This window comes from Pseudomonas folii, assembly GCF_014357575.1.
In the GTDB taxonomy this organism is placed as follows: Bacteria; Pseudomonadota; Gammaproteobacteria; order Pseudomonadales; family Pseudomonadaceae; genus Aquipseudomonas; species Aquipseudomonas folii.
Window position 1 is genome coordinate 1 of record NZ_JACONW010000048.1, and the last position, 21,448, is coordinate 21,448.

The 21,448-nt window shown below is 56.9% G+C and carries 18 protein-coding genes; 6 read left to right on the top strand and 12 right to left on the bottom strand.

What is annotated here, in order from left to right:
- Window positions 1–82: 82 nt before the first annotated feature.
- The 7 genes from H8S59_RS12240 to H8S59_RS12270 form a co-directional block, all read right to left on the bottom strand.
- A complete protein-coding gene (locus H8S59_RS12240) occupies window positions 83–817 on the bottom strand; it encodes a glycosyltransferase family 2 protein (protein WP_187521572.1) in 735 nt (244 codons plus the stop codon).
- 260 nt (window positions 818–1,077) lie between these two features.
- On the bottom strand, window positions 1,078–2,763 hold the full coding sequence (locus H8S59_RS12245; RefSeq protein WP_425504574.1) for an ApeI family dehydratase: 1,686 nt from the start codon (window positions 2,761–2,763) through the stop codon (window positions 1,078–1,080).
- 19 nt (window positions 2,764–2,782) lie between these two features.
- The gene (locus H8S59_RS12250; protein ID WP_095092461.1) at window positions 2,783–3,328 is read right to left on the bottom strand and encodes a COG4648 family protein; all 546 of its coding nucleotides are present in this window, start codon (window positions 3,326–3,328) and stop codon (window positions 2,783–2,785) included.
- Window positions 3,325–3,579 (bottom strand): acyl carrier protein, encoded by a 255-nt coding sequence (locus H8S59_RS12255; RefSeq protein WP_095092460.1) that lies wholly within the window; start codon window positions 3,577–3,579, stop codon window positions 3,325–3,327. Before H8S59_RS12255 ends, H8S59_RS12250 begins: the two co-directional genes overlap by 4 nt.
- Window positions 3,580–3,588: 9 nt before the next feature.
- Window positions 3,589–3,849, bottom strand: coding sequence for a phosphopantetheine-binding protein (locus H8S59_RS12260; RefSeq protein WP_027901954.1), 261 nt, complete (start codon window positions 3,847–3,849; stop codon window positions 3,589–3,591).
- Window positions 3,824–4,636 carry a lysophospholipid acyltransferase family protein gene (locus H8S59_RS12265; RefSeq protein WP_187521574.1) on the bottom strand — a complete coding sequence of 271 codons (813 nt, stop codon included), beginning with the start codon at window positions 4,634–4,636 and terminating at the stop codon, window positions 3,824–3,826. Before H8S59_RS12265 ends, H8S59_RS12260 begins: the two co-directional genes overlap by 26 nt.
- Window positions 4,612–5,334, bottom strand: coding sequence for a beta-ketoacyl synthase chain length factor (locus H8S59_RS12270; RefSeq protein ID WP_187521575.1), 723 nt, complete (start codon window positions 5,332–5,334; stop codon window positions 4,612–4,614). Before H8S59_RS12270 ends, H8S59_RS12265 begins: the two co-directional genes overlap by 25 nt.
- Before the next feature lie 273 nt (window positions 5,335–5,607).
- Here H8S59_RS12270 and H8S59_RS12275 point away from each other — a divergent pair, with 273 nt between their 5' ends.
- A complete protein-coding gene (locus H8S59_RS12275) occupies window positions 5,608–6,381 on the top strand; it encodes a ParA family protein (protein ID WP_187521576.1) in 774 nt (257 codons plus the stop codon).
- Between the two features lie 153 nt (window positions 6,382–6,534).
- Here the strand turns inward: H8S59_RS12275 and H8S59_RS12280 are convergent, their stop codons facing one another.
- Together H8S59_RS12280 and trxC are read right to left on the bottom strand one after the other, a co-directional pair.
- Window positions 6,535–6,933, bottom strand: coding sequence for a PAAR domain-containing protein (locus H8S59_RS12280; protein ID WP_187521577.1), 399 nt, complete (start codon window positions 6,931–6,933; stop codon window positions 6,535–6,537).
- 135 nt (window positions 6,934–7,068) lie between these two features.
- A complete protein-coding gene (gene trxC, locus H8S59_RS12285; protein WP_187521578.1) occupies window positions 7,069–7,503 on the bottom strand; it encodes a thioredoxin TrxC in 435 nt (144 codons plus the stop codon).
- Between the two features lie 119 nt (window positions 7,504–7,622).
- On the opposite strand from trxC, the gene H8S59_RS12290 reads away from it, so the two are divergent.
- From H8S59_RS12290 to H8S59_RS12305, 4 genes are all read left to right on the top strand, one after another.
- Window positions 7,623–8,318 (top strand): aspartate/glutamate racemase family protein, encoded by a 696-nt coding sequence (locus H8S59_RS12290; protein WP_187521579.1) that lies wholly within the window; start codon window positions 7,623–7,625, stop codon window positions 8,316–8,318.
- Window positions 8,319–8,977: 659 nt separating this feature from the next.
- Window positions 8,978–9,277: a hypothetical protein gene (locus H8S59_RS12295; protein ID WP_187521580.1), complete on the top strand. Its 300-nt coding sequence runs from the start codon at window positions 8,978–8,980 to the stop codon at window positions 9,275–9,277.
- 92 nt (window positions 9,278–9,369) lie between these two features.
- Window positions 9,370–10,233: a hypothetical protein gene (locus H8S59_RS12300; protein ID WP_187521581.1), complete on the top strand. Its 864-nt coding sequence runs from the start codon at window positions 9,370–9,372 to the stop codon at window positions 10,231–10,233.
- 34 nt (window positions 10,234–10,267) lie between these two features.
- Window positions 10,268–11,116 (top strand): hypothetical protein, encoded by an 849-nt coding sequence (locus H8S59_RS12305; RefSeq protein ID WP_187521582.1) that lies wholly within the window; start codon window positions 10,268–10,270, stop codon window positions 11,114–11,116.
- On the opposite strand, the gene selO is transcribed toward H8S59_RS12305, so the two are convergent.
- The 3 genes from selO to H8S59_RS12320 all read right to left on the bottom strand — a co-directional run bounded on the left by selO (window position 11,100) and on the right by H8S59_RS12320 (window position 18,118).
- Window positions 11,100–12,563 carry a protein adenylyltransferase SelO gene (gene selO, locus H8S59_RS12310; RefSeq protein WP_187521583.1) on the bottom strand — a complete coding sequence of 488 codons (1,464 nt, stop codon included), beginning with the start codon at window positions 12,561–12,563 and terminating at the stop codon, window positions 11,100–11,102. The two genes, H8S59_RS12305 and selO, sit on opposite strands and share 17 nt — an antisense overlap.
- Window positions 12,564–12,962: 399 nt before the next feature.
- A complete protein-coding gene (gene mscK / locus H8S59_RS12315; protein ID WP_187521584.1) occupies window positions 12,963–16,340 on the bottom strand; it encodes a mechanosensitive channel MscK in 3,378 nt (1,125 codons plus the stop codon).
- 35 nt (window positions 16,341–16,375) lie between these two features.
- Window positions 16,376–18,118 (bottom strand): potassium/proton antiporter, encoded by a 1,743-nt coding sequence (locus H8S59_RS12320; protein WP_095092893.1) that lies wholly within the window; start codon window positions 18,116–18,118, stop codon window positions 16,376–16,378.
- 378 nt (window positions 18,119–18,496) lie between these two features.
- Here H8S59_RS12320 and H8S59_RS12325 point away from each other — a divergent pair, with 378 nt between their 5' ends.
- Window positions 18,497–21,151: a dermonecrotic toxin domain-containing protein gene (locus tag H8S59_RS12325; RefSeq protein ID WP_187521585.1), complete on the top strand. Its 2,655-nt coding sequence runs from the start codon at window positions 18,497–18,499 to the stop codon at window positions 21,149–21,151.
- Window positions 21,152–21,448: the final 297 nt, after the last annotated feature.

A 21,448-nucleotide genomic window follows, 5' to 3' on the forward strand; every position in this document is an offset into this window, starting at 1 on the left:
ACAGGTCCAATGTCTGCTTCGCGACCGCGCGGCGTCGAAAGCGGGTCGGCCACACCTACCGGATTTCTTGCAAACACAGCAATCATGGCAACCACCGCCGCCAGAGGATCAACGGGAAACGTCCCAGCATGCCGAAGAACAGCTTGGTGTGCATTTTCGAGATCAGTGCGTTGTCGTGGAACATCCGGAAATGCGACAGGCCGTCCTGCGGGTAATGCACCTTGGTCGGCAGCCAGACCATCGGCTGATTCAGCCACGAGAGGCGCACGAGAATTTCCGAGTCGAAATCCATGCGCTTGCCCACCTGCACGGTGTTGATCAAATGCAGCACGGGCGCCAGAGGGTAAACCCGAAAGCCGCACATCGAATCCTTGATCTGCAAGGACAGGCTGTTGACCCATACCCAGAAATGCGTGAGGTAGCGGGCATACAAGCGGCCTTTTGGCACGCTGGCATCGTATTGCGGATAACCGCAGATCAGCGCGTTGGGCTGCTGGCGTGATGCGTCGAGGAAGACGCCGAGGTCAGACAGATCATGCTGACCATCAGCATCCACTTGCAGGGCATGGCTGAAACCCAGACGCTGTGCTTCACGGAAACCCGCCATGACAGCACCGCCTTTGCCCTGATTGACGGGCAGCGTGACCAGATAAACGTTATCGCCTTGCTCCAGTTCACGCAGCACTGCGGCGCAAGCCGGGCTGCTGGCGTCGTCCACCAGGACACACGGCAAACCAGCGGCGAGCACCGCCTGAGCCACCGCAGGCACCGCCAGTTCATGGTCGAACACCGGGATGATGGCGCAGGGGTTATGCATGGGAAGAACCCCGCAGAAAACTGGTCAGATGCGGGTCCCTGTGGGAGCGGTGCTTGCCCGCGATAAGGCTGGACGCAATTGGCCTGAGAATCGCGGTCCCCTTATCGCGGGCAAGCCTCGCTCCAACAGGAGCGGCGTTTGCCAAGGCGTTCCCAATTCCAGGTAGGAGCCAACTTGTTGGCGAGGCGTTGTGCCTGACACACCCTGTGGGGACTCTCGCGAACAAGTTCGCTCCTACCGGGAATGCCATCGCTTTCAAGTTAAACATTGCCTGCCTCCAGCAATATCCGGCCACTGGAACACGCTGCGTCGCCGTTGCGGAAAGCGAAGTAGAGTTTGCCGCGCTCGGCGTCGAAGCGCAGGGTCAGGTTGATCTGGTCACCGGGGCGGACCAGTTGCTGGAACTTGAGAACTTCCATCCCGGCAAATTTTGCCGGCACGTCCATCAAACGCTGACCCAGCGCCATGGCCCAGCTCACTTGAACCACGCCCGGCAATACCGGAGCTGTCGGGAAGTGACCGCTGAAGTACGCCAGATCTGGCGGCACGCTTAATTGCAGATGCCACTCGCCATCCATGTTCTGTTGCGCCAGCACTTCCGCTTCTTTTCCGCGTGGTGCCATTAACAGCGCCTGAACTTCGGTTTGAGGCAGTTTGCCCTGTGCGTTCAGTGGCAACTGACGCAGCATGCGCCAGCGACGGGGCAGGGCGATCGCTTCGCAATGACCGCTCAAGTGCTGGCGCAGGGTTTGCGTCAGATTGCGTCGGCCTTGATTGCGCAAGGCATGTAAACCCGCGGCGCTGAGCACCACCAATGCGCCCAGCGAGGCACGATTTTCCTGCACCACACCCAGACGCGCCTCACTGACCCATTCATGGCTGACCAGTGCCTGCTCCAAGAGCGGCAGGGAAATACGTTTTTCTTCGAGTTTGACGATGCGATCCAGTCGTCCAAGCAGTTCAAAACGGCCGTCTTCGGCCATGCGCACCGCGTCGGCAGTGTGTTCGATGTGGCCTGTCGGCATGTACGTCGAACTGATGTGCAAGGCACCGTCGGCATCCTGGCCCAGTTCGACACCTGAGAAGGCCTGCCAGAGGTTTTCTCCCTGACGCCAGCCGATACCGCCGGTTTCCGAGCTGCCAAGTATTTCGGTCGGCCACTGCCCCAATCGCTGATACAGGCTCTCAGCCGCCTCCACAGGTAATGCGCCGCCAGAGGAGAACACCCGGCGTACCTTGCCCAGACTTGGCCAATCGAGGTTGTCGCCCATGCGCTTGAGCAACGCAGGGCTGGCTACCCAGGCGAACTGCGGGAATTCGCGACTGGCGCGCTGCAGGTCTTCCGGGAACGGCAGCTGTTTGCGAACGAAGCACCGCCCCGCGCTCAAAGGCCACAGCACGCGGAGCAGCAGACCATAGATGTGTTGCGTCGCCACGCTGCCGATAATGCAGGCCGCGCCCAGGTCTGCGCCCCAGAGTTGTTCCAGCGCATCGACTTCATTGGCCAGTTGCCGCAAGCGTTTTTCGATCAGCTTGGGTTCACCGCTGGAGCCGGACGTACACAGGCTCAAGCAGCATTCATCCAGATCCAGCGGCGCTGGCGGCAATGGCTCGGCGTGCAGCTCTTGCAGCTTGCGGTCGCCCGGCAGATCAGTCAGCCAGGCATCCACATGCCCGGCCCAGCGCTCGCGGGTCTGGGCTTGCAGGTCGGCGGGCAGCAGCACGCTGACGTCCGCGCGCCAGGCTGCAAATAGCGCAATCGCCAACTCGCCAGCGTCTTCCAGGTGCACGGCCAGCCGCTTGATGCCGTGGGTTTGCAGGCCTGCTGCGACGCTCAACGCTTGCTCGCAAAACTGCGCATGGTTCAGCGCCGGAGCCTGCGTCAGCTCACGGGCTGACTGCGGGTCAAGCAGCAGGCGTTCGGGTTTAATCCAGTCAACAACCATCCGGTTCATGCATTCCATTTCATGCCGCGCCTCTGACTCGGCGGCGGACCAGCCATTCGCCTGCAAACAGCAGGCCCATCAATCCGTATGAAACAAGTCCGGTGTACAGCGCCCACCAGGACAGCGGAGCCCACAGCGTCAAACCCGCTGCGATCAACCCGTTGGCCAGAAAAAACCAGCACCACACCACCGTAACCTGACGTGTGTAGCGGACAGCCTTTTCCGGCAATTGCGGATCACCCAAACGCGCCATGCGTTCGACGATCGGCGGCCCATGAATCAGGCTCATGCCAAACAGACTCAGCATTGAAGCGCTGATCAACACCGGGTACCACCGCAGCAATTCAGCGCTGTCCAGCAGGCCCAGAAGCAGGCAAAAGCCAATGGCGATCAACGCCGTGATCAGCGTGGCGGGCCGCTTGCGCGCGGTCAGCGCACGTCCCAGCCACAAGACACCCAGCAGTAACGCAAACTGCCAGGGCGCGAAGTGTTCGGTACCGTAGTAAACCGCGAACGGGTACAACACGCCCGCCAGCAATAGACCCAGTCCGATCAGCCGCTTCATTCTGTGGCGTTGGCTAGACGGTATACCGCCTCGACGACGTCGTTGACGGTGCGTACCGCCTTGAATTCTTCGGCAGCGATTTTGGTGCCGGTCTTGCGTTTGATGTGGTCGATCAGGTCCACGGCGTCAATGCTGTCAATTTCCAGATCCTGATAAAGATTGGCTTGCAGAGTGACTCGCTCAGGCTCAAGTTCGAACAGCTCTACCAGCGCATCGCGCAGGATTTCGAAGATGTCTTCACGGGTTTGCATGTCAATTCCTCAGGCCGCTTGTCGTGCGCTGACAAAAGCCGCGAGGCTGTCCACGCTGGTGAAATGGTCACGGGTGTCTTTGGCGTCCGCATCGATCTTGATGCCGTAACGCTTCTGGATCGCCAGCCCCAGTTCCAGGGCATCTACAGAATCAAGACCCAGCCCCTCACCGAAGAGGATCTGGTCGTTGCCAATGTCGTGGGTGCTGATGTCTTCGAGGCCCAGGGCGTCGATGATCAGTTGCTTAATGTCTTGATGTAGAACGCTCATCCAAGGCGAGCTCCCTGATGAAATAGTGATGCAGGTGGTCGTTGAGCTTGCGCGACACAACAGGCGCCGGGCCTAGCGCAGCAAAGGCGTGTGGGTCTATATCGGCACCAACGCGCAAACTGAAGTGCACGCGCCGTAAAGGGATGCGATACCAGGGCTCGGCCTTGGTCAGCGTCGTCGGGCTGACCTGAATGACGACCGGAGTGATCACCGAGGCACCGCGCAAGGCAATGGCAGCAGCGCCGCGATGAAATTGCGGCGCGCAACCGGGCTGTGTCCGGGTGCCTTCCGGGAATACGATCAGAGTCTGGCCATCGCGAAGGGCGTCAGCAGCGGTGTCGAGCATCTCGGCGCTGCCATCGTTGCTGATGTAGCCGGTGGAGCGCACCGGGCCACAGGTAAAAGGGTTTTCCCAGAGGCTGTGTTTGACTACGCAATTGGCGTCGCGCACCAGCCCGATCAGAAACACCACATCGATCAGCGAAGGGTGGTTGGCGATGATCATCTGCCCCGGACGACCCAGCCGTTCTGCGCCTTCTATTTCGTAAGTCAGTACGCCGCTTTTCGCCATGCGCTGGATGAACACCCAGAACAGACGGCTGATGGTCCGTCTGGCTTGCTGGCGCTTTTTGGTCTGATCGCCTGGCAGGCAGCGCAGCAGCGGGAAATACAGCAAGCGCAGGCACAGCCCGCCCACCCCGAACAGGGCAAAGCACATCGCGGTAGCGAAGAGGCGCCAGTAATAGGCGTCCTGACGCTTTTTCAGTGGTTGCGTTGCCAGTTCCATAACCGGTTCTTCCAGGCGTGTCGGCAAGTGTGTTGTTCAGTGTTGAGCGTTCGCAGCAGATTCAGGGCATGGGGCCATTCGCTACAAGGCCGTTCCTCTTCACTGGCCGGCTGCAAGGTCAACTGCCAGTCCGTTCCCGGGGTCAGCAGCAGGCCAACGGCATATGGGAAGGGCACGTCGTCTATCCAGCCCGAGTAGGCCTGTGGCGGCTGTTCTTCGGTCACGATCAGCAGCACCGCAGGCGCACCCTCTGCCAACAGTGCGGCGGCTTCGAAAGCACCATGCTCCAGGCCGTCACCTGCTGCTGCCAGGGCCGTCATTTCGCTGGTTTCACCACGCATGATCGACCACAAGCCAATGACCGCGTTGTGCACGGACAGGCTGAACTGGGTCGGTGACAAGGGCTGGCTATCGGCGACGTCACGCAGGATTTCGAAGGTGCGAGGTGTCTCACCGTGACGCGAGACAAATACCAGTGGCAGCCGCACGTGACCTTCAGCCAGCGGCCAGCCCACGGCAAATGCCATGCGGGCCAGACGACCGAGGCGGCGGCGCTGCATGGCAGGCAGGAACGACACATCAGGCGATTCATCGCTGATCTGCAAGGGCGTCGGGTGCCGACTCCAGGCCTGCCAGTCGTCGACGTGAGTCAACCCCGGTGCCCAGGCGCGCCATTGTGCGATGTTGAACGTAATCAAAGAATTATCTTCCCGCCCCTGCGGGCTACTGCTTACTGCGATATTGCTGGCAATCTGCCCGGAACTCGCTTGTTTCCGCTCAAACGTCGGGCATTATCCCGATGAGGATGAACAGTAGCAATTTGTTAAAAACAAATATGTCGGAATTTGACACTTTTCCGGTGGGATTTTGTCGTGTGTGGTTGAAGCGCTCGCCGTTGTAACGTGCATTGCATAGACTCCAGCAACCAACCATTTCCCTGTACTCAATCCAGGCATCAAGGAGGTCAACTCATGCGTCGGGTGGTTTTCAATCAGAAGGGTGGCGTTGGCAAGTCCAGCATCGCCTGCAACCTGGCAGCAGTCAGTGCTCATGAAGGGTATCGGACGCTATTGATCGATCTTGATGCGCAGGCCAATTCGACTCAGTACCTGACCGGTCTGACGGGGGATGACATCCCCATGGGTATTGCCGAATTTTTCAAGCAGACCCTGTCGTCCGGGCCGTTTGCGAAGAAAAACCACGTCGATATCTACGAAACGCCATTCGATAACCTTCATGTGGTGACCGCGACCCCCGAGTTGGCTGACCTGCAGCCCAAGCTGGAAGCCAAGCACAAGATCAATAAGCTCAGAAAATTGCTGGATGAACTGAGCGAGGATTATGAGCGGATCTATCTGGATACTCCGCCAGCGCTGAATTTTTATGCGGTTTCGGCGCTGATCGCCGCAGATCGTGTATTGATACCTTTTGATTGCGACAGCTTTTCTCGACAGGCGCTGTATGGCCTGATCAAGGAAGTGGAAGAATTGCGGGAAGATCACAACGAAGACCTGCAAGTGGAAGGGATCATCGTCAATCAGTTCCAGCCACGGGCCAGCCTGCCGCAGCAGATGCTTGACGAGCTGATCGCCGAGGGGCTGCCTGTATTGCCGGTGTATTTGAACGCCTCGGTGAAGATGCGCGAATCGCACGAGGCCAGCAAACCCCTGATCTACCTTGAGCCGCGCCACAAACTGACCCAGCAGTTCGTGGAGCTGCATCATTGGTTGGAGACCTATGCTTAGGGGAGATCCTGACGCGCGTATCCTGGTAAACGACGGCCCGTAGGACTGGCTTTAGCCGGGAGGACTGTGTTTCTGGCGAAAGATACAGGGCGAATGTACCGGCCCTCTCCCGGCTAAAGCCAGTCCTACGAAGACCGTGTTATCCCTGAAACTTCAGGTTTTGCTTGCTGAGCGGAGGTCGCAGGGCCTTACACCTTCCTTCACAGCAGCATTCATCTTGTCCACCACGAGCCTCGCCCGCTTGGCCAGGCCTTTCGGGATATCGATTGCTGCATCCATGTCCGCCGCAAGGGTTTGCTGGGTCGCGATCAACTGATGGCTGCCGATATCGCAGTCGCACTTGACGTTGTGGCCGTGGGTTGCGACAGCAATGTATTCATCAATGAACGTCGGGTTGCCCTGGGCGATGTAACCGACGGTCCCGCAGGCCGGGCACCACACCGGGTCGCCCATCCGGGCAAGCCTGCGAAGGTCCATGAGTTGAGTTGCCGATGCACTCAATACAAATCCACCAGTAGTGGTTGGATCGTCTTCCCTGACTACGTATGACATGGATGTACTTCCGTTAAGCGAGTCGGAATCAAATCCTAGGTCTGAATAACGCAGTTGGGAGCGGCAAATCGCTGTTTCGGAAAGGCCCTACGGAAAAATCAGCAAAGCGAACGCGCTGACTTCCCGTAGATCGATTCAGATGCCTTGGCTTTTCAACCACGCCAGCAGCTGCTGCAACGGGAACGCGCCGCTTTGACGCGCAACTTCCTTACCATTGCGGAACAGGATCAGGCTGGGGATCGACCTAATACCCAGCTGTCCTGACAACTGCGGGTTGGCTTCACTGTTCAGTTTGGCCAGTCGGCATCGCCCGGCCAATTCGCCGGCCGCCTGCTCAAAAATTGGCGCGAAGGATTTACACGGGCCGCACCACTCCGCCCAGACGTCCACCAGCAGCGGTAGATCGCCTTTGATCTGGCTGGCGTAATCGCCCTGAGTCAGATTGAACGGTGTGCTCAGCAACACCTGTTGTTTGCAGCGGCCACATTTGGGGTGGTCGTCCAGGCGCTCATTGGGGATTCGATTAAGCCCGTTGCAATGCGGGCAGGGGATCAGCATGGGTTCTGACATGGGGCCTCCAAAATCTAGTGATGCGCAGATTGTACTGCTCGGTTCTCGCCTGGCTGTGACTGGTTTGGGGGGATGAATGCCCCTAGGCTGGTTTCAACGGTTCAGTGACGGAGCAAAGCATGAAAACTCTCGGCGTTATAGGCGGAATGAGCTGGGAATCCACAGCCACCTACTACAAGTTGCTCAACGAAGGCGTCCGTGACGCGCTCGGCGGCCTGCATTCTGCGCCGATTCTCCTGCATTCAGTCGACCTCGCGGGTATCGCTGCGTTGCAAAAAACCGGTGAGTGGCACGTTGCAGGTGAGCAACTGGCTCACGTCGCGCAAGGCCTGCAGCGGGCCGGTGCAGGCGCTCTGCTGCTGGCCACAAACACGATGCACAAAGTCGCGCCCGCTATCGAGGCTGCGGTGGACATTCCGCTGCTGCACATCGGCGATGCGGTGGGCCAGGCTCTGCAAGCCAGTGGCGTATCCCGCGCTGCGCTGCTGGGCACGCGCTTCACCATGCAGGACGACTTCTATCGTAATCGTCTCGCCGAACGCTTCGACATCGAATGCCTGTTGCCCGACGCTCAGGCCATGACCGAGATCGACCGAGTGATTTTCGCCGAATTGTGCCTGGGTCAATTCAATCAGCCTGCTCGGGACTACTACCTGAACGTACTTGAGCAGCTTCGCGATGAGGGCGCGGAGGCGGCGATTCTGGGTTGTACCGAAATCGGGTTGTTGCTTGATGGCGTGCAAAGCCCACTGCCGTTGATCGACAGCACTGAGCAGCATGTGGCGATGGGGTTGCGGTGGTTGCTTGAGTTGTAGCAAACACCTGCCCTTGTCGCGCCTATCGACAAAAGACAACGATCAGAGTTGACCTAAATCCTGTAAGGGCCGCCCCGGCGTCCCTGACACCCCGCTGTCGCGTAGCAAACACGGGACCTGTAGGAGTGAGCTTGCTCGATTCGGTCTGTCAGTCGATGAAGATATCGCCTGTACCGACGTCATCGCGAGCAAGCTCACTCCTACAGGTGCAATGTTTGCTGCCAGGCAGCGCGGTGCCATGGATACTGAAGAAAAATCCCTCAACGAAATCCAACTACTGGTTTTCGTAGTATATAGTTATTTGATTTTGGGATTAATAGTAGTTTCTGTAGGGTAAGTCTTACAGAAAATAAAGATTCATCTGAAATTTAGCTTTTTATACTTCTGTTTTGCTCAGTAAATACGGGCTATTGCCTGTGATCTATTCGTTTGGATAGTTGTAAGCTTTTTTGTGAGGCGCTACCGTTTTCTCAAGTTTCAACACAAGACAAACTTGATTTATTAAAGGTATTCCAATGAAGGGTATTTATGTTCTGGCGCCTTTGGCGCTGGTTTTAGCTGTGGCTTCGGGTGTAGTTTAGGCTGGGCCTCTGGTCGATGTGACGTTTAAGAACAATGGTGCGGAGTCTGCCTTCTATCACGCTGAAGGGAGAAATGGGATGAGTGCCCAAATGAACGCAAGACCTACGCCCTTGGCAGAAATAAAAGCGGGTGAATTCGCTCGGTATAGAGTTCAGAGTAATATTTCACCCGATACTAACTATGCAGTTGTTATGTATCGAATGGGAAGTAAGGTGTGTAAGTTTTCAACGACATACTTTAAGAATTTCCAGAGCGGCGTGCGGGTTCCTAAGTGGACTAAAAACGCTATTGCAGAGGGCGGGGCGCGTTGTGATGTGAAGATCACATCTGTCAACTTCTCCACCAATGCGTGGGCAGTTGAATTTTCGATGAAGTAACACTTTTTGAATGAGCTGGGTAACAGTGCAGAATGCTCATGCCGTTAAGGTGCGCTGTTATCCAGTTTCAATATTGGATTTCGGAGAATAATATGATTAATAACGTCAATGTTTCCACATCTTTGATTCCCTCCAATTCCCCCATCAAGAGCGGGTATTCCAATACCACTGGCCTTAGTGAAGCTGTCCAGGACATCTCAAAAAAAATGGATACCGCAAGCGTCTCAACGCTTTCTCTCCAACTCGGTGAAAGCGCCGTGCGTGCCGAAGCCCGCGAGAAGAGCATGACGCGTGAGCAATTAGGAGAATTTGCGAAAAAAACGGTAGATCATATTTTGGGTGAGTCGTACGTTGCCAACAAAGCCCGGCACGATGCAGAAGTACCGGAGACCAACGACCCCGTGCTGATTGAGCGAGCCAAGTTGGCGACGATCTACGTCAATAAATCTGTAGCCCAGGACCCAACTGCAAGAAATCCATTTGCTGACCTCACCCGTGAGCAGGCGGTTCTTATTGCGTACGACGATAAAGGCTCGTACACGGTCAATGAAAGGCAGGCCGCCTGGTCTCGCAGTGCGAGTCTGGAACAACAATGGCGAGCAGGATCAATAGCCCGTGCAGGACAGGAATATAACAGCTGCGGTAAGAACCCCAAGTTCATGACTGAATGCCTCGATCATTACAAAGCACTGCCTGCCATTGAGCGAGCTCGCTACGATAAAGGTTATGAAAGTCGGCTTGAAGCCAGCATCACGGAGCACGGCGGTTCGCGTAAGCCTAGTGAGCGAATGTTGAACTTATACGAAATCCTCGCAGGCATTCAATTGCCGGAGAAGAAAAAAGAGCAACCTGTACCGGGTAAAAATAAACCTGAGCCTGTAAAGCCGGTTGTCGACGCTGTAAAGCCCGGTACGACGATTCTTGATCCGCTCCCCGCCACAAAAAAAGTTAACTGATCTTCACTGCGTATTCTGCTTTTGAGGTCGGTTTATGATTAATACTGTTTCCAGCGCAAGTGTTGCTGTTGGTAAAGCTGCGCAGCTCAGTAATGTTTCCTCGGTAACCGTGCAGAAAGAAACCTCTATCACTGTTGATACACCCAACACCCAGTCAACGTTATCCACGCTCTCCCGCCAACTGGCAGAAAGTGCTGTTCGGGCAGAAGCCCGAGACAAGAGTATGGACCGTCATCAGTTGGGAATTGAAAGTAATCGAATCCGTACAGCTTTGGTTGAGTACGGTTGGCGATCAGATGAGAGCGGCTATGTTACAGAGTATCCCGATACTTCCGATCCAGAACTACTGGAGAGAGCTCGGCAAGCTACGGCATATACGGGCCGATATAGACAGTGTAACCTCCAGGCGAAAAACCCCTTTGCCGGTCTTTCCAGGGACCAGTTGAATCTCATTATTTACGACGAGAAGGGCCCCTACACCCTGCATGAAAGAAATGCAGCTCGTCATGCCGTGAACGGTATTGAAGATAAATGGAACAAGTCGCTCTGGGGACCTGAGCGCCAGGAGTCTGCTGCAAACAAAGGCCGAACTCCCAGGTTCTATGCCGAGATCCTGTCCCACTACAAGACCCTGCCATATATCGAGCAAGTTCAATACCCTGATAACTACGAAACGCGTCTGGCGCGTTTGGTAATAGAGCAAAGCGGCCCAGCCCCAACCAAGGAGAAAGAATTCCGCGTTCTGACCCTTTTCGAGGTCATGGCCAAGTACAAATACGCCTTTGGCAAGGGCAACAAAGCTACGACGCAAGGCGTGTCGCCCTTGACGAGCGCCGACACGCCAGCGTCAGCTCAACCACCTGCAATCAAGACGAACAACTGATCTCCAGATGCTTCCCCCAATCAGGTGGACGCTGGGCGTAGCCAGCCATGCCCGGCTGCTCATTGAACGGATCACTGAGCACTTTATGCAGCCGGCGGACTTCTTCGTAGTCGCCGTTTTCGGCGGCGTCGATGGCTTGTTGTGCCAGATAGTTGCGCAGGATGTAGAGCGGGTTGACCGCATGCATGCGCGTTTGGCGTTGCTGGTCGGTGCCGTCGTCTTCGCGGCTGATCCGCGCCAGATAGCGTTCGGCCCAGCTGTCGAAGCCTTTGATGTCGACGAAGTCGTCACGCAGTAACTGCAACGCCTGAGCGGCTGGGTCGTTACCGAGGCGGCGGAAGAACAGGGTGTAATCGACGCCGCTGTTCTGCATCAGTTTGAGCAATCCACTGATCAGCTCTCCATCGTCGTCTTCAGCGTTGGTTAACCCCAGACGACGGCGCATCAGGTCCTGGTAATGGGCCTCATAGAGTGGCAGAAACAGGCCGATGGTCTCGCGCAGGGCATCGACGCTGATGAATGGCGTCAACGCCTGAGCCAGTGCGCTGAGGTTCCATTGGGCAATGGGCACCTGATTACTGAAGGCATATCGGCCTTCATGATCCGAGTGGTTGCAGATGAAGTTCCGGTCGAAATCATCAAGAAAAGCGAACGGCCCGAAATCGAAGGTGATGCCCAGAATCGACATGTTGTCGGTGTTCATCACCCCGTGGCAGAAGCCGTAGGCCTGCCATTTGGCGATCAGCTCGGCGTTACGCTCGACGATCTCCTTGAACATCGCCAGGTACGGTTCGGGTTGTTCCAGGCAATGCGGAAAGTGCATCGCCAGCACGTGCTCGCCCAGTTCCTTTAGCTGCTCAGGCTGCTTGGTGTAATAGAAGTATTCGAAGCTGCCGAAGCGCACATGACTTTTCGCCAGACGCAGCACCATCGCGGCGCGTTCCTGTTTCTCGCGCCATACCGGCGTGCTGGAGCCGATGACGCAGCCCGCACGACTGCTGGGTATGCCCAGCGCAAACAGCGCCTCGGAAGCCAGAAACTCGCGGATCGAGGAGCGCAGTACCGCGCGTCCGTCGCCCATTCGGGAGTAGGGCGTTTGTCCGGCGCCTTTCAAGTGCAGGTCCCAGTGTTCGCCTGCGTCGTTGTAAACCTCACCCAGCAGCAGGCCGCGGCCGTCGCCCAGGCGCGGGTTATATGAGCCGAATTGATGACCTGAATAGACCATCGCCCTTGGATCGGCATCTGCCCAGAGTTTGTGCCCGCTGAAGATTTCAGCGAACAGCGGCAGCTCGGCCTGGGCGGGATCAAGGTCAAGCAGGGCCAGTGCACCATCGCTGGCGACGACCAGGCGTGGCTCGGCAATGGGCTCAGGTAATACCGAAGTGGAGAACGCATCGCCCAGGCGGGCAAAACGATTGTCGAAGGTCAGTTCGTCGAGGGCTTTCACAGGCCTTCTCCAGCAGAATGTCCGAGCATTCTGCGGGGTTGATCCGGATGCGTCCAGTTGGTGGCTGGGTATAGGAGGCCGGCAGGTTCATCCGATGGCCGCGCTGTCTCGCAGAAAACATTGAACCTGTAGGAGCGCCACCCCGGTCGCTCCTACAGAAAAGAATTCCAGATCAAGTGGTTGTATGTTGTTTGATAACAGCTGCCGAGCTCCTATCAAACAAAATGCAAATTAATGGCTTGAAATGCATTTTCTGTAGGAGCTGCCGAAGGCTGCGAAGCATTTGTCCTGATACACCGCGATCGCAGCCTTCGGCAGCTCCTACAGGTCCAATGTTTGCTTCGCGACAGCGCTGTGTCAGGGCACAGAGCGATCTCCTACAGATTTCTGTAACCGGCTTTAATCCAGTCGCAACTCCGGCGGCTCTGGCTGATCCTTCGCCGCAGGTTTGACCTGCTCCGCAGATTCCAGCTTGAGCGGCCCGCTCGGTTTTGGCTCTTCGTCCGTCGGCACCAGCTTGTATTCCTGCCCGCTGAGATTCTTGAGGTAAACCTCCATCTGCCGGAACGAGATGTTGATGTGCTGCTTCTTGAATTCTTTATTGATGAAACGGTTGATCTCGTCGAGCACCGGGTTACGGTCGCCGAGATCGCGCACGTGCATGCGCAACTCATGATCCAGCGTGCTTTCGCCGAAGTTCAGGAAGTACACAATCGGCTCCGGGTCCTTGAGCACTCGCGGATTATCCCGTGCGGCCTTGAGCAGCAGGGTACGAACCAGATCCAGGTCGGAACCGTAATCCACGCCGAGTTTAAGAGTCACCCGGGTGATGGTGTCGGTCAGCGACCAGTTGATCAGTTGCCCGGTAATGAACGTCTTGTTCGGGACGATGATGTCCTTTCGGTCAAAGTCGGTAATGGTCGTGGCGCGGATGCGGATCTTGCTGACCGTGCCCGACAGGTTACCAATCGTAATGGTGTCGCCAATCCGCACGGGACGCTCAAACAGAATCATGATGCCCGAGATGAAGTTGGCGAAGATCTCCTGCATCCCGAAACCGAGGCCGACCGACAGCGCGGCCACCAGCCATTGCAGCTTGTCCCAACTTACGCCTAACGCCGAGAGCGTAGACACAAAGCCGATACCGGCAATGGCATAGGACAGCAAGGTGGTGGTCGCGTAAGCGCTGCCTTGGGCAAGGCTCAAGCGTGACAACACCAGTACCTCAAGCAAGCCGGGCAGGTTACCCGCCAGGACAAAGGTGATGCCGATGATCACCAGTGCGCCAATCATGTCGCCGAGGCTGATCGGCACCATGCTCATGGTAGCGCCGGTACCGCTGGTGTATTCGTACAGGGTGATGTTGTCCAGGTACGAGAACACGGTGATCAGATCCGACCACACCCAGTACAGCGCAGCCACGAAACCGGCCAGCAGTGCCAGACGAATCAGACGCAGCGATTGCTGGTTGACCTGTTCGATGTCGAGTGTGGGTTCTTCAACCACCGCATCGCCATCGCCCGCCTCTTTGGCAGCCTGACGCTTGGCCAGGGCGCGCTGATAGGCCAGACGTCGTGCCGCCACACTCAGACCGCGCACGAACGCTGCCTCGATGACCAGCCAAAGCATCATCAGGTACAAAGTGTCGATCAGGCGATCACTGAGTTTCAGCGCGGTGTAGTAGTAGCCGAAGCACACTGCGACAAACAGCGCGATGGGCAGCGCAGTAAACGCCAGTCCCATTGTTTTGCGGAACAGCGAAGCGTTGTGATTGCTTGGGCTGGTCAGCAGCAGGCGGCTAAGCAGCCAGGCCATCAGCGCGTAGCAGGTCAGTACCACGCCAATACCCAGAACGTCGTCAGCCAGTGCGGCGGGTTGATGCTCGGCCACCGCGACAACGGCAACCAGCGCCAGCACGACGAGGCCAAGCTTGCGTATCCAGCCCTGAAGGAATTCGACCTGGGCCTTTTCCCAGCGGAAATGCAGCTGTGCCACGCCGCCCGGCGCAAGGATCCGGTAGGCGGTGTAGAACACCAGCCACGCCAGTGCAATTTGTAGCAGTGCTTCGCCCAGATTGGCGTTTTGCCCCCGTGCGTCGATTTGCAGGGCGTAACCACACAGGGCCAGCGCCAGCGCAACCGGCATGGCCAGCAGAATATTGATCAGAATCGCCAGCGGTGTTTGCAACTGGCTGTCACGCTTGAAGTGGCCTATGTCCGCATGCAGCTTGTTGAGTTTGTTGTAGAGCGCTTTACGTCTCCAGGTCAGCACGCCGATCAATAGCAGCAACGGCAGGAACAGCAACGGTCGCTGGGTCAGTCCATCGCTCAATTCGCTGACGCTTGAGGCCACCGGCAAGGTTGCCACCTGCTTCTGCAGACGCGGCCAGATGCCCTGGAACCACTCCACATCGAGGGGCTTGTTGCTGGGGATCCAGAACATCTGCTCATCCAGCGTCTCGCGCAGGCTGATGGCCGTGCTGACCAATTGCTTCTGGTTGAGCTGCAAGGTGATGGATTCATTGAGCAGCGCGCTGAGTTCGCGGTTCAGGCGCTCCAGCAGATCGCTGCGGGTCACGGCCAGGTCCAGCAAGGTCTTGCGCAACTGTGGAGTAATGTCCGCAGGCTGTTGCGTGGCCAGCAGTTTTTCAACGTAGGCAACCGGGCTGCTCATGGCCTCACGCTGCTGATTGATCTCGAACTGATACAGGCGGATGTCTGCGATTTCGTCCGCCAGACCTTTGTCCAGTTGCAGGTGTGGCAACGACTGCTTCTGTTTATAGAGAATCTTCGACAGCAACAGGCTGCCGCGCAGCACGTTGATCTGCTCGTCCAGCGCCTGATCAGTCTGGGTCAGGTTGTCCAGCTGTTGTTTGGTCTTGAGGTTCTGCTGGGTCAGTTCGTTGAGGCGATCGGTGCCGCGTAGCAAATAGTCGGAGAGCTTGAGGTTGGCGGCGCTTTCGGTCGCCAGCAGGCTACTGCTCCCGGCTTTCTGCGCTTCCAGAGACAGCTGCGTCACGGTCTGCTGGGACTGGGCGCGGCGCTTGTCGTTGATCAGGGTTTGCAGCTCCTGGATTTCCTGCTCCTGGCGGCTGACCTTTTCTACCAGCAGGTCATGCTGGCTGTTGCCCAGATCCTGCAACTGGCTGTTGCCCGCCAGTTCCTGACGGCGCAACACGTTCAAGGCATTGATCGACGCCAGCTCAGCGTTGAGCTGATTGCGTTGTTCGGGGCTTAGGTTCTTACCGTTGTCTTTGCCCAGCTTGAGAATGGTGTTGATTTGCTGGATGCGGTTCTGGTTGTTACTGATTTCAGCTTGAGCGCGTTCAGGACGAGTCTGTGCGGTGATGACCATGCTGCTGGCATCGCTCAAGGCTTTTTGTAACTCGCCTTGCAGGGTGCTGCGTTCGCTGAGCATGTTTTCCAGCTGCGGCACGTCAAGACTGCCATAGCGCTGGGCAACGGGGATGATTTTGCTGCCTTTGAGGCGCGTCAGTTCCCGCTGGTTTTCGGAGATCTGTTTCTGTGCATCGTTCAGTTGCTGCTTGAGCGCAGTGAGCTTCTTCTCGTTATCGCTTTTGCTGTCGATAAAGCCCAGGGTCTGTTCCAGCACCTGCTGCAGCGCTTTTTGGTCGGCGTCCGGCAGTTTGCGGTCGGCGATCTTGTCCAGGCTCTGCTGCACGGCCTCGCGCGTGGGTGGATCGGCAGCCAGTACCGGGAAAGACGACAGGCACAAGCCGAGCAGGATGGCAGCAAAGAAATTACGCAGGGGCAACATAGACACCGGTCGAGCTGATCGAATAGAAGGGCAGTTTAGAGGAACAACCCAGGGCCTGGGTTGCTTCCTTCGGGGAATCTGACGCCGACTTTGAGGATCTTGTTCCCCTCCATCACAGCAACTGTCCAAATAGTTCCATTCCATTCGATCTGATCGCCGACAATCGGCTCGCCGCGATTCTTCTGCACAATGAACTGGCTCAGCGGCATGTTGCCGTCCTGCCCATCCAGTTTCAGACCGTACAAGGCAGCAACCGCGCTCAGTTGAGCGTCACCTTCCAGTACGAAGTCGCCGAAGAAGCGCAGGTCCAGACCGCGTTGCGGCGCCTGGCTGAACAGTTTGCCCAAGGCTGGCAGGTCATGTTCGTGACCGATAACACACAGCAGGTCATCGACTTCCAGTGTTGTACTACCCGACGGGTGAAGCAGTTGCTGGCCGCGGAACAGGGCGGCGATGCGCGTGCCTTCGGGCATTTTCAGTTCGCGCAGGGCGGCACCGATACACCATTTTTCTGCACCAAGACGGTAGACGAACAACTCCCACTCGCTGGTGACGTGGACTTCCAGCGGCGCACGGGAAATCGGTGCAGGCTCGGGCGGAACGGTCACTTTGAGCAGCTTCGCCACCCACGGCAGGCTGGTGCCTTGAACCAACAGCGAAACCAGCACGATAAAGAACGCCAGGTTGAAGTACAGCTGCGCATTCGGCAGGTTGGCCATGAGTGGGAACACCGCCAGAATGATCGGTACTGCACCGCGCAAGCCCACCCAGGCAATAAACGCCTTTTCACGTCCGTGGAACGCTTTGAACGGCAGCAATCCCACCATTACCGAAAGCGGGCGCGCGACGAGAATCATCCACAATGCCAGGCCCAGTGCCGGGATCGCGATCGGCAGCAGGTCGTGGGGCGTGACCAACAGGCCCAACACCAGAAACATGCCGATCTGTGCGAGCCAGGCCATGCCGTCAAGCATGTGCAAAATACCGTGACGGCTGCGGATCGGGCGGTTGCCCATGACCAGACCACACAGGTAAACCGCCAGAAAACCGCTGCCGTGGATGGCGTTGGTCAGGGCAAACACGGCTAAACCGCCAGAAATAACGAGAATCGGATACAGACCGGTCGCCAGATTGATGCGGTTGACCAGCTGCAACATGAGCCAGCCACCGCCCAGGCCAATCACGCCGCCGATACCGAATTCGCGAATCAGATGGACCAACAGGCTCCATTCCAGATTGGTCTGGCCGTTGGCGAGCATGCCGATCAGGGTCACAGTGAGGAACACCGCCATCGGGTCATTACTGCCGGATTCGATTTCAAGGCTGGCGGTTACCCGCTCATTCAGGCCTTTGCCGCCCAGCAGGGAAAACACCGCCGCCGCGTCCGTTGAGCCGACGATCGCGCCGATCAACAGGCCCTGAATCATGTTCAAATTAAACAGCCAGGCCGCGACCATGCCTGTCAGAGCCGTAGTAATAAGGACTCCGACGGTTGCGAGGGACAGCGCGGGCCACAACGCTACCCGGAAACTGGATACCCTCGTGCGCAACCCGCCGTCGAGCAAAATCACGGCCAGCGCGAGGTTGCCCACCAGATAGGCGGTGGCGTAGTTGTCGAAAATAATTCCGCCGCCATCCACGCCCGCAACCATACCGACCGCCAGGATGATCACCAGAATCGGGATGCCCAGACGTGAGGAAATCGAACTGACCAGAATGCTTGCACCTACCAGCAACGCGCCGATCAAGAACAGGCTGTTGATGGTTGTGGCATCCAAGGGCATTTCTCCATGCAGAAAGGTCGATAAGAAAATAAAGGTGGCACGTCATGACCATGCAGTCACCGTGCCAACGGATTCTAACCTGTTGAATTGGTTGGCTGTCAAAGCATTGCTGTTGATTGGCTGAACAGAGGTGTTTATCGCCTGTAGGGATGCCGCAACCGGGTGCATGCAACCCTGAATACATACGTGGGACCGGCTTTAGCCGGGGAGACTGCGTTGTTGACGATAAAGACATTGTGAATGTACCGGCCCCTTCCCGGCTAAAGCCGGTCCCACTTCGTATTATCCGTCTGCGGAAAACATACATAAGTACCGCCAACCCCCGCATCGAACCTGATCACGTGCATGCTTTTCTCACTCAAGGAAAGCCACATGCATCGTCCACCTGTTGAACCCGCATTAACCTTTACCCAAGGCACTGCCGACGCCCGCTACCTGACGGATGAGCAGCAGCTCAAGCAGATCGCCCGGCAATTTGTCGAGGACTACCCCGATATCCACGGCACGGCGTATGCCCAGGCCAGCAAGCTGCTGCTGACGCACACCGGCAAGCGCCTGGACCCGGAAAAAGTCTATTGGCACCGCTTTCACAACGCGATGAGCAGTCCGCGAACGTTTACCGGCTGGCAACATTCGGGAGTGCCCTACGAGTCGATGAATTTTGTCGAGTTGCTGCTTCGGCGCTTCACTGCACATGACCAACTGGCCAGCGACGAGCTTCAGCTCTATGGCGGCTTTTACACCGATGGCCCCGCGCACGGCGTGTTCGATGAACGCAATGAAGTGCGCTTATTGCCCATGCAGGTCATGAATGACTTCTGGGCGCTGGATTTCAACCAGTTGTTTCAGGCTCGAATGGACAGCTTCTGGGTGCAGCACAGCGACAATTTTTGCACGCTGGCCCGCTCACGCTTTCTGGCCGCCGCCGGTCAGCAACTGCGCGCGGGCCAGCTTACGCTGAGCCAATTCAAAAACCTCATGGGCGCAGTGGTTGGCAAGCTTGAACCGGTCATGACCCTTTCTACCCTGCACACCAGGATTAATGCGCCCCGCGGTATAACCTTGCGCTCCTTCGATATCGGCGGTTACCCGTGCAGTGAAAGTTTTCGCGTGGTGAGTGATACGGGTTGGCAGATTCTTTATTTTCCCGCTGATGAACAGCCCTTTCATGTGTTTGCCTCCGATAGCGACCTTTATCACTGGGTGCAACGCTGCTTGAGTCAGCCAGCAACGCGCTCGGCTTTCATGGCGCTGTTTTTGCGCACTCATTCCGCACAGCAACAGCATCAGGCGCAATTCGATGACAATGCCCAGCGGATAGTGCAGACACCCTGGGTCGCCGGACAACGTCTGATCAATTCCAGCAGCAGGACCATTCCCGGAAATGCTTTCGAGTATTTGCGCGACCTCGCCAGGCAGCAGTTGCAAGAAGATGCACGCGTTCTGCTGACGTCCAACTCAGACCTGCGTAAACGCATGTGGATGGGGTATCTGGATGCGTTCATCAGCGTTTTCGGCAGTTTTGCCCCATTGGGATGGCCGATGGCGTTGACATTGGTAGGCGCTGGAGCCGTCAACGTCGGGTTGAGAACCGATCAGGCTATTAATGGGAAAAGTGCCAGGGAGCGTAAGGCCGGTCTCGTCGGCGCAATATTCAATGCGATATTTCTGCTCTTCAACCTGCCAACCCTGGTGGGGCTCAGCAGGGCGGCGAGCGTCCGTCCGGTCAGCGAGCCCGCTGGCGTGGAAGCGTCTGCAACAGAAAGCAGCGGTATCACGCCTTCAAACGAGATGATCACGCTGGTAGAAATTCGCGACCCCCTTGAAGGGCTGGAGGGCAACGTAATATTGGCTGCCGATGCGCCGACGGCGGTCGGGCGCATGCAGGGCATTCAGCAGTTGGCGAACGGTGAAACCTGGATCAACCTCAATGACATGCCTTACCGGGTGCTCTACAGCGATGAACTCAATAGCTGGCGTATCGTCGACCCCACCCACGCAACTGACAGCAATGTTGTTCGGGCAGTACGGCTGAATGCGTTGCAGGAGTGGGAACTGGTGGATCAGCCGGAAGGCTCCGCTACGCTGCCGACAGCAAATCCGCTGTCGCCCACCAAACCCTACGCGACAGTGCGTTCGTCCTTTTGGGACATCCACATGCAGTTCAATCTGCCGGAAGAAGAGCGTTTCTCTCAAATGGCGCTGGCGCGACAGGAAGCGGTAATCAATGTGCGTGAGGTACACGCCGATGACCTGATGCTGGAGACGCCGACGGGCTCAAGGGTCGTCATAGACAGCAGCGGCAACGAGCATTGGGTCTTCAAAGCCGCGAACGGAGATTTTGCGGGCGATCGTATCAAGCCTTATAGCATCAGGGATTCGATGTTCAATCAGTTCTTGCGCACGGGATCCTCACAGGGCGAAGGGCAGGCAGGGCTGATCGAAGATCTGGCGGATGACCTGCTTGAGGTGGGGCGTAACAACGATGTGAGCCTTTATCGTGGCGGTAGCGCATTGCGGGGCACCTCGGGACATTTTTTCCGCAGTGGCCGGATCAAGCCCGGGAATGTTCTGGTCACCACTGATATCACCTCATTCAGCGAAAATCCCTTCATCGCACGCGTCTTTTGCAGCAGTCAGGCAGGGCAAGATTCGGCAGCCTTCGCGCTGACCCAGGAGCAGATCACCTTTGACGACAGCGCAGTGGTCTTTGAACTGCCAGCAAAACATTATCTGGGGGGCATACCGGTGGCTCTTTTTTCCGAGACTCCGCAGGAGGCCGAATCGATCTTCATGCCCGGACACTACTTCCTGATCGACGGTATCCAGGAAGTCACCGGCCTCAACTTCAAGTTCATGAGGGTTCAGCTCACTGAAATTCCTCAGCCCAAGACCTGGCACGTGCTGCTTGATATGCGCACCGGCGAGCCTTTCAGCCGCGAGCAGTACGCAGCGAAGCTGGGTGATGAAGGCAAGCCGCTGGTTGACCGATTCTTCCCTGCGCCTGATGAAGCATTGAGCGTCTAGCCGGGTTTTCCATTCCTGATGGTTGAGTGCCTATTCTGCGATGCTCTGGAGAAACCCGATCGTTGATCAAATCCCACGATGCGTCGCAGAGTTTGTAACGCTACGTTATGCGGGCCACCAGCCAATCGTGGCGGTAATTCCAACCGCATCGACTTTTCGTAGAAACCCTGAAGAAATATGTTTACTGGCCTGTGTAGAACAGCTCTTATAATGAGTAGAGAGAAAAGCATAACCGGGGTGGCGATCTTATGATCTACAGTAGGCCGAAAATCCACAAGCTAAAAAGTCTTTTATCAT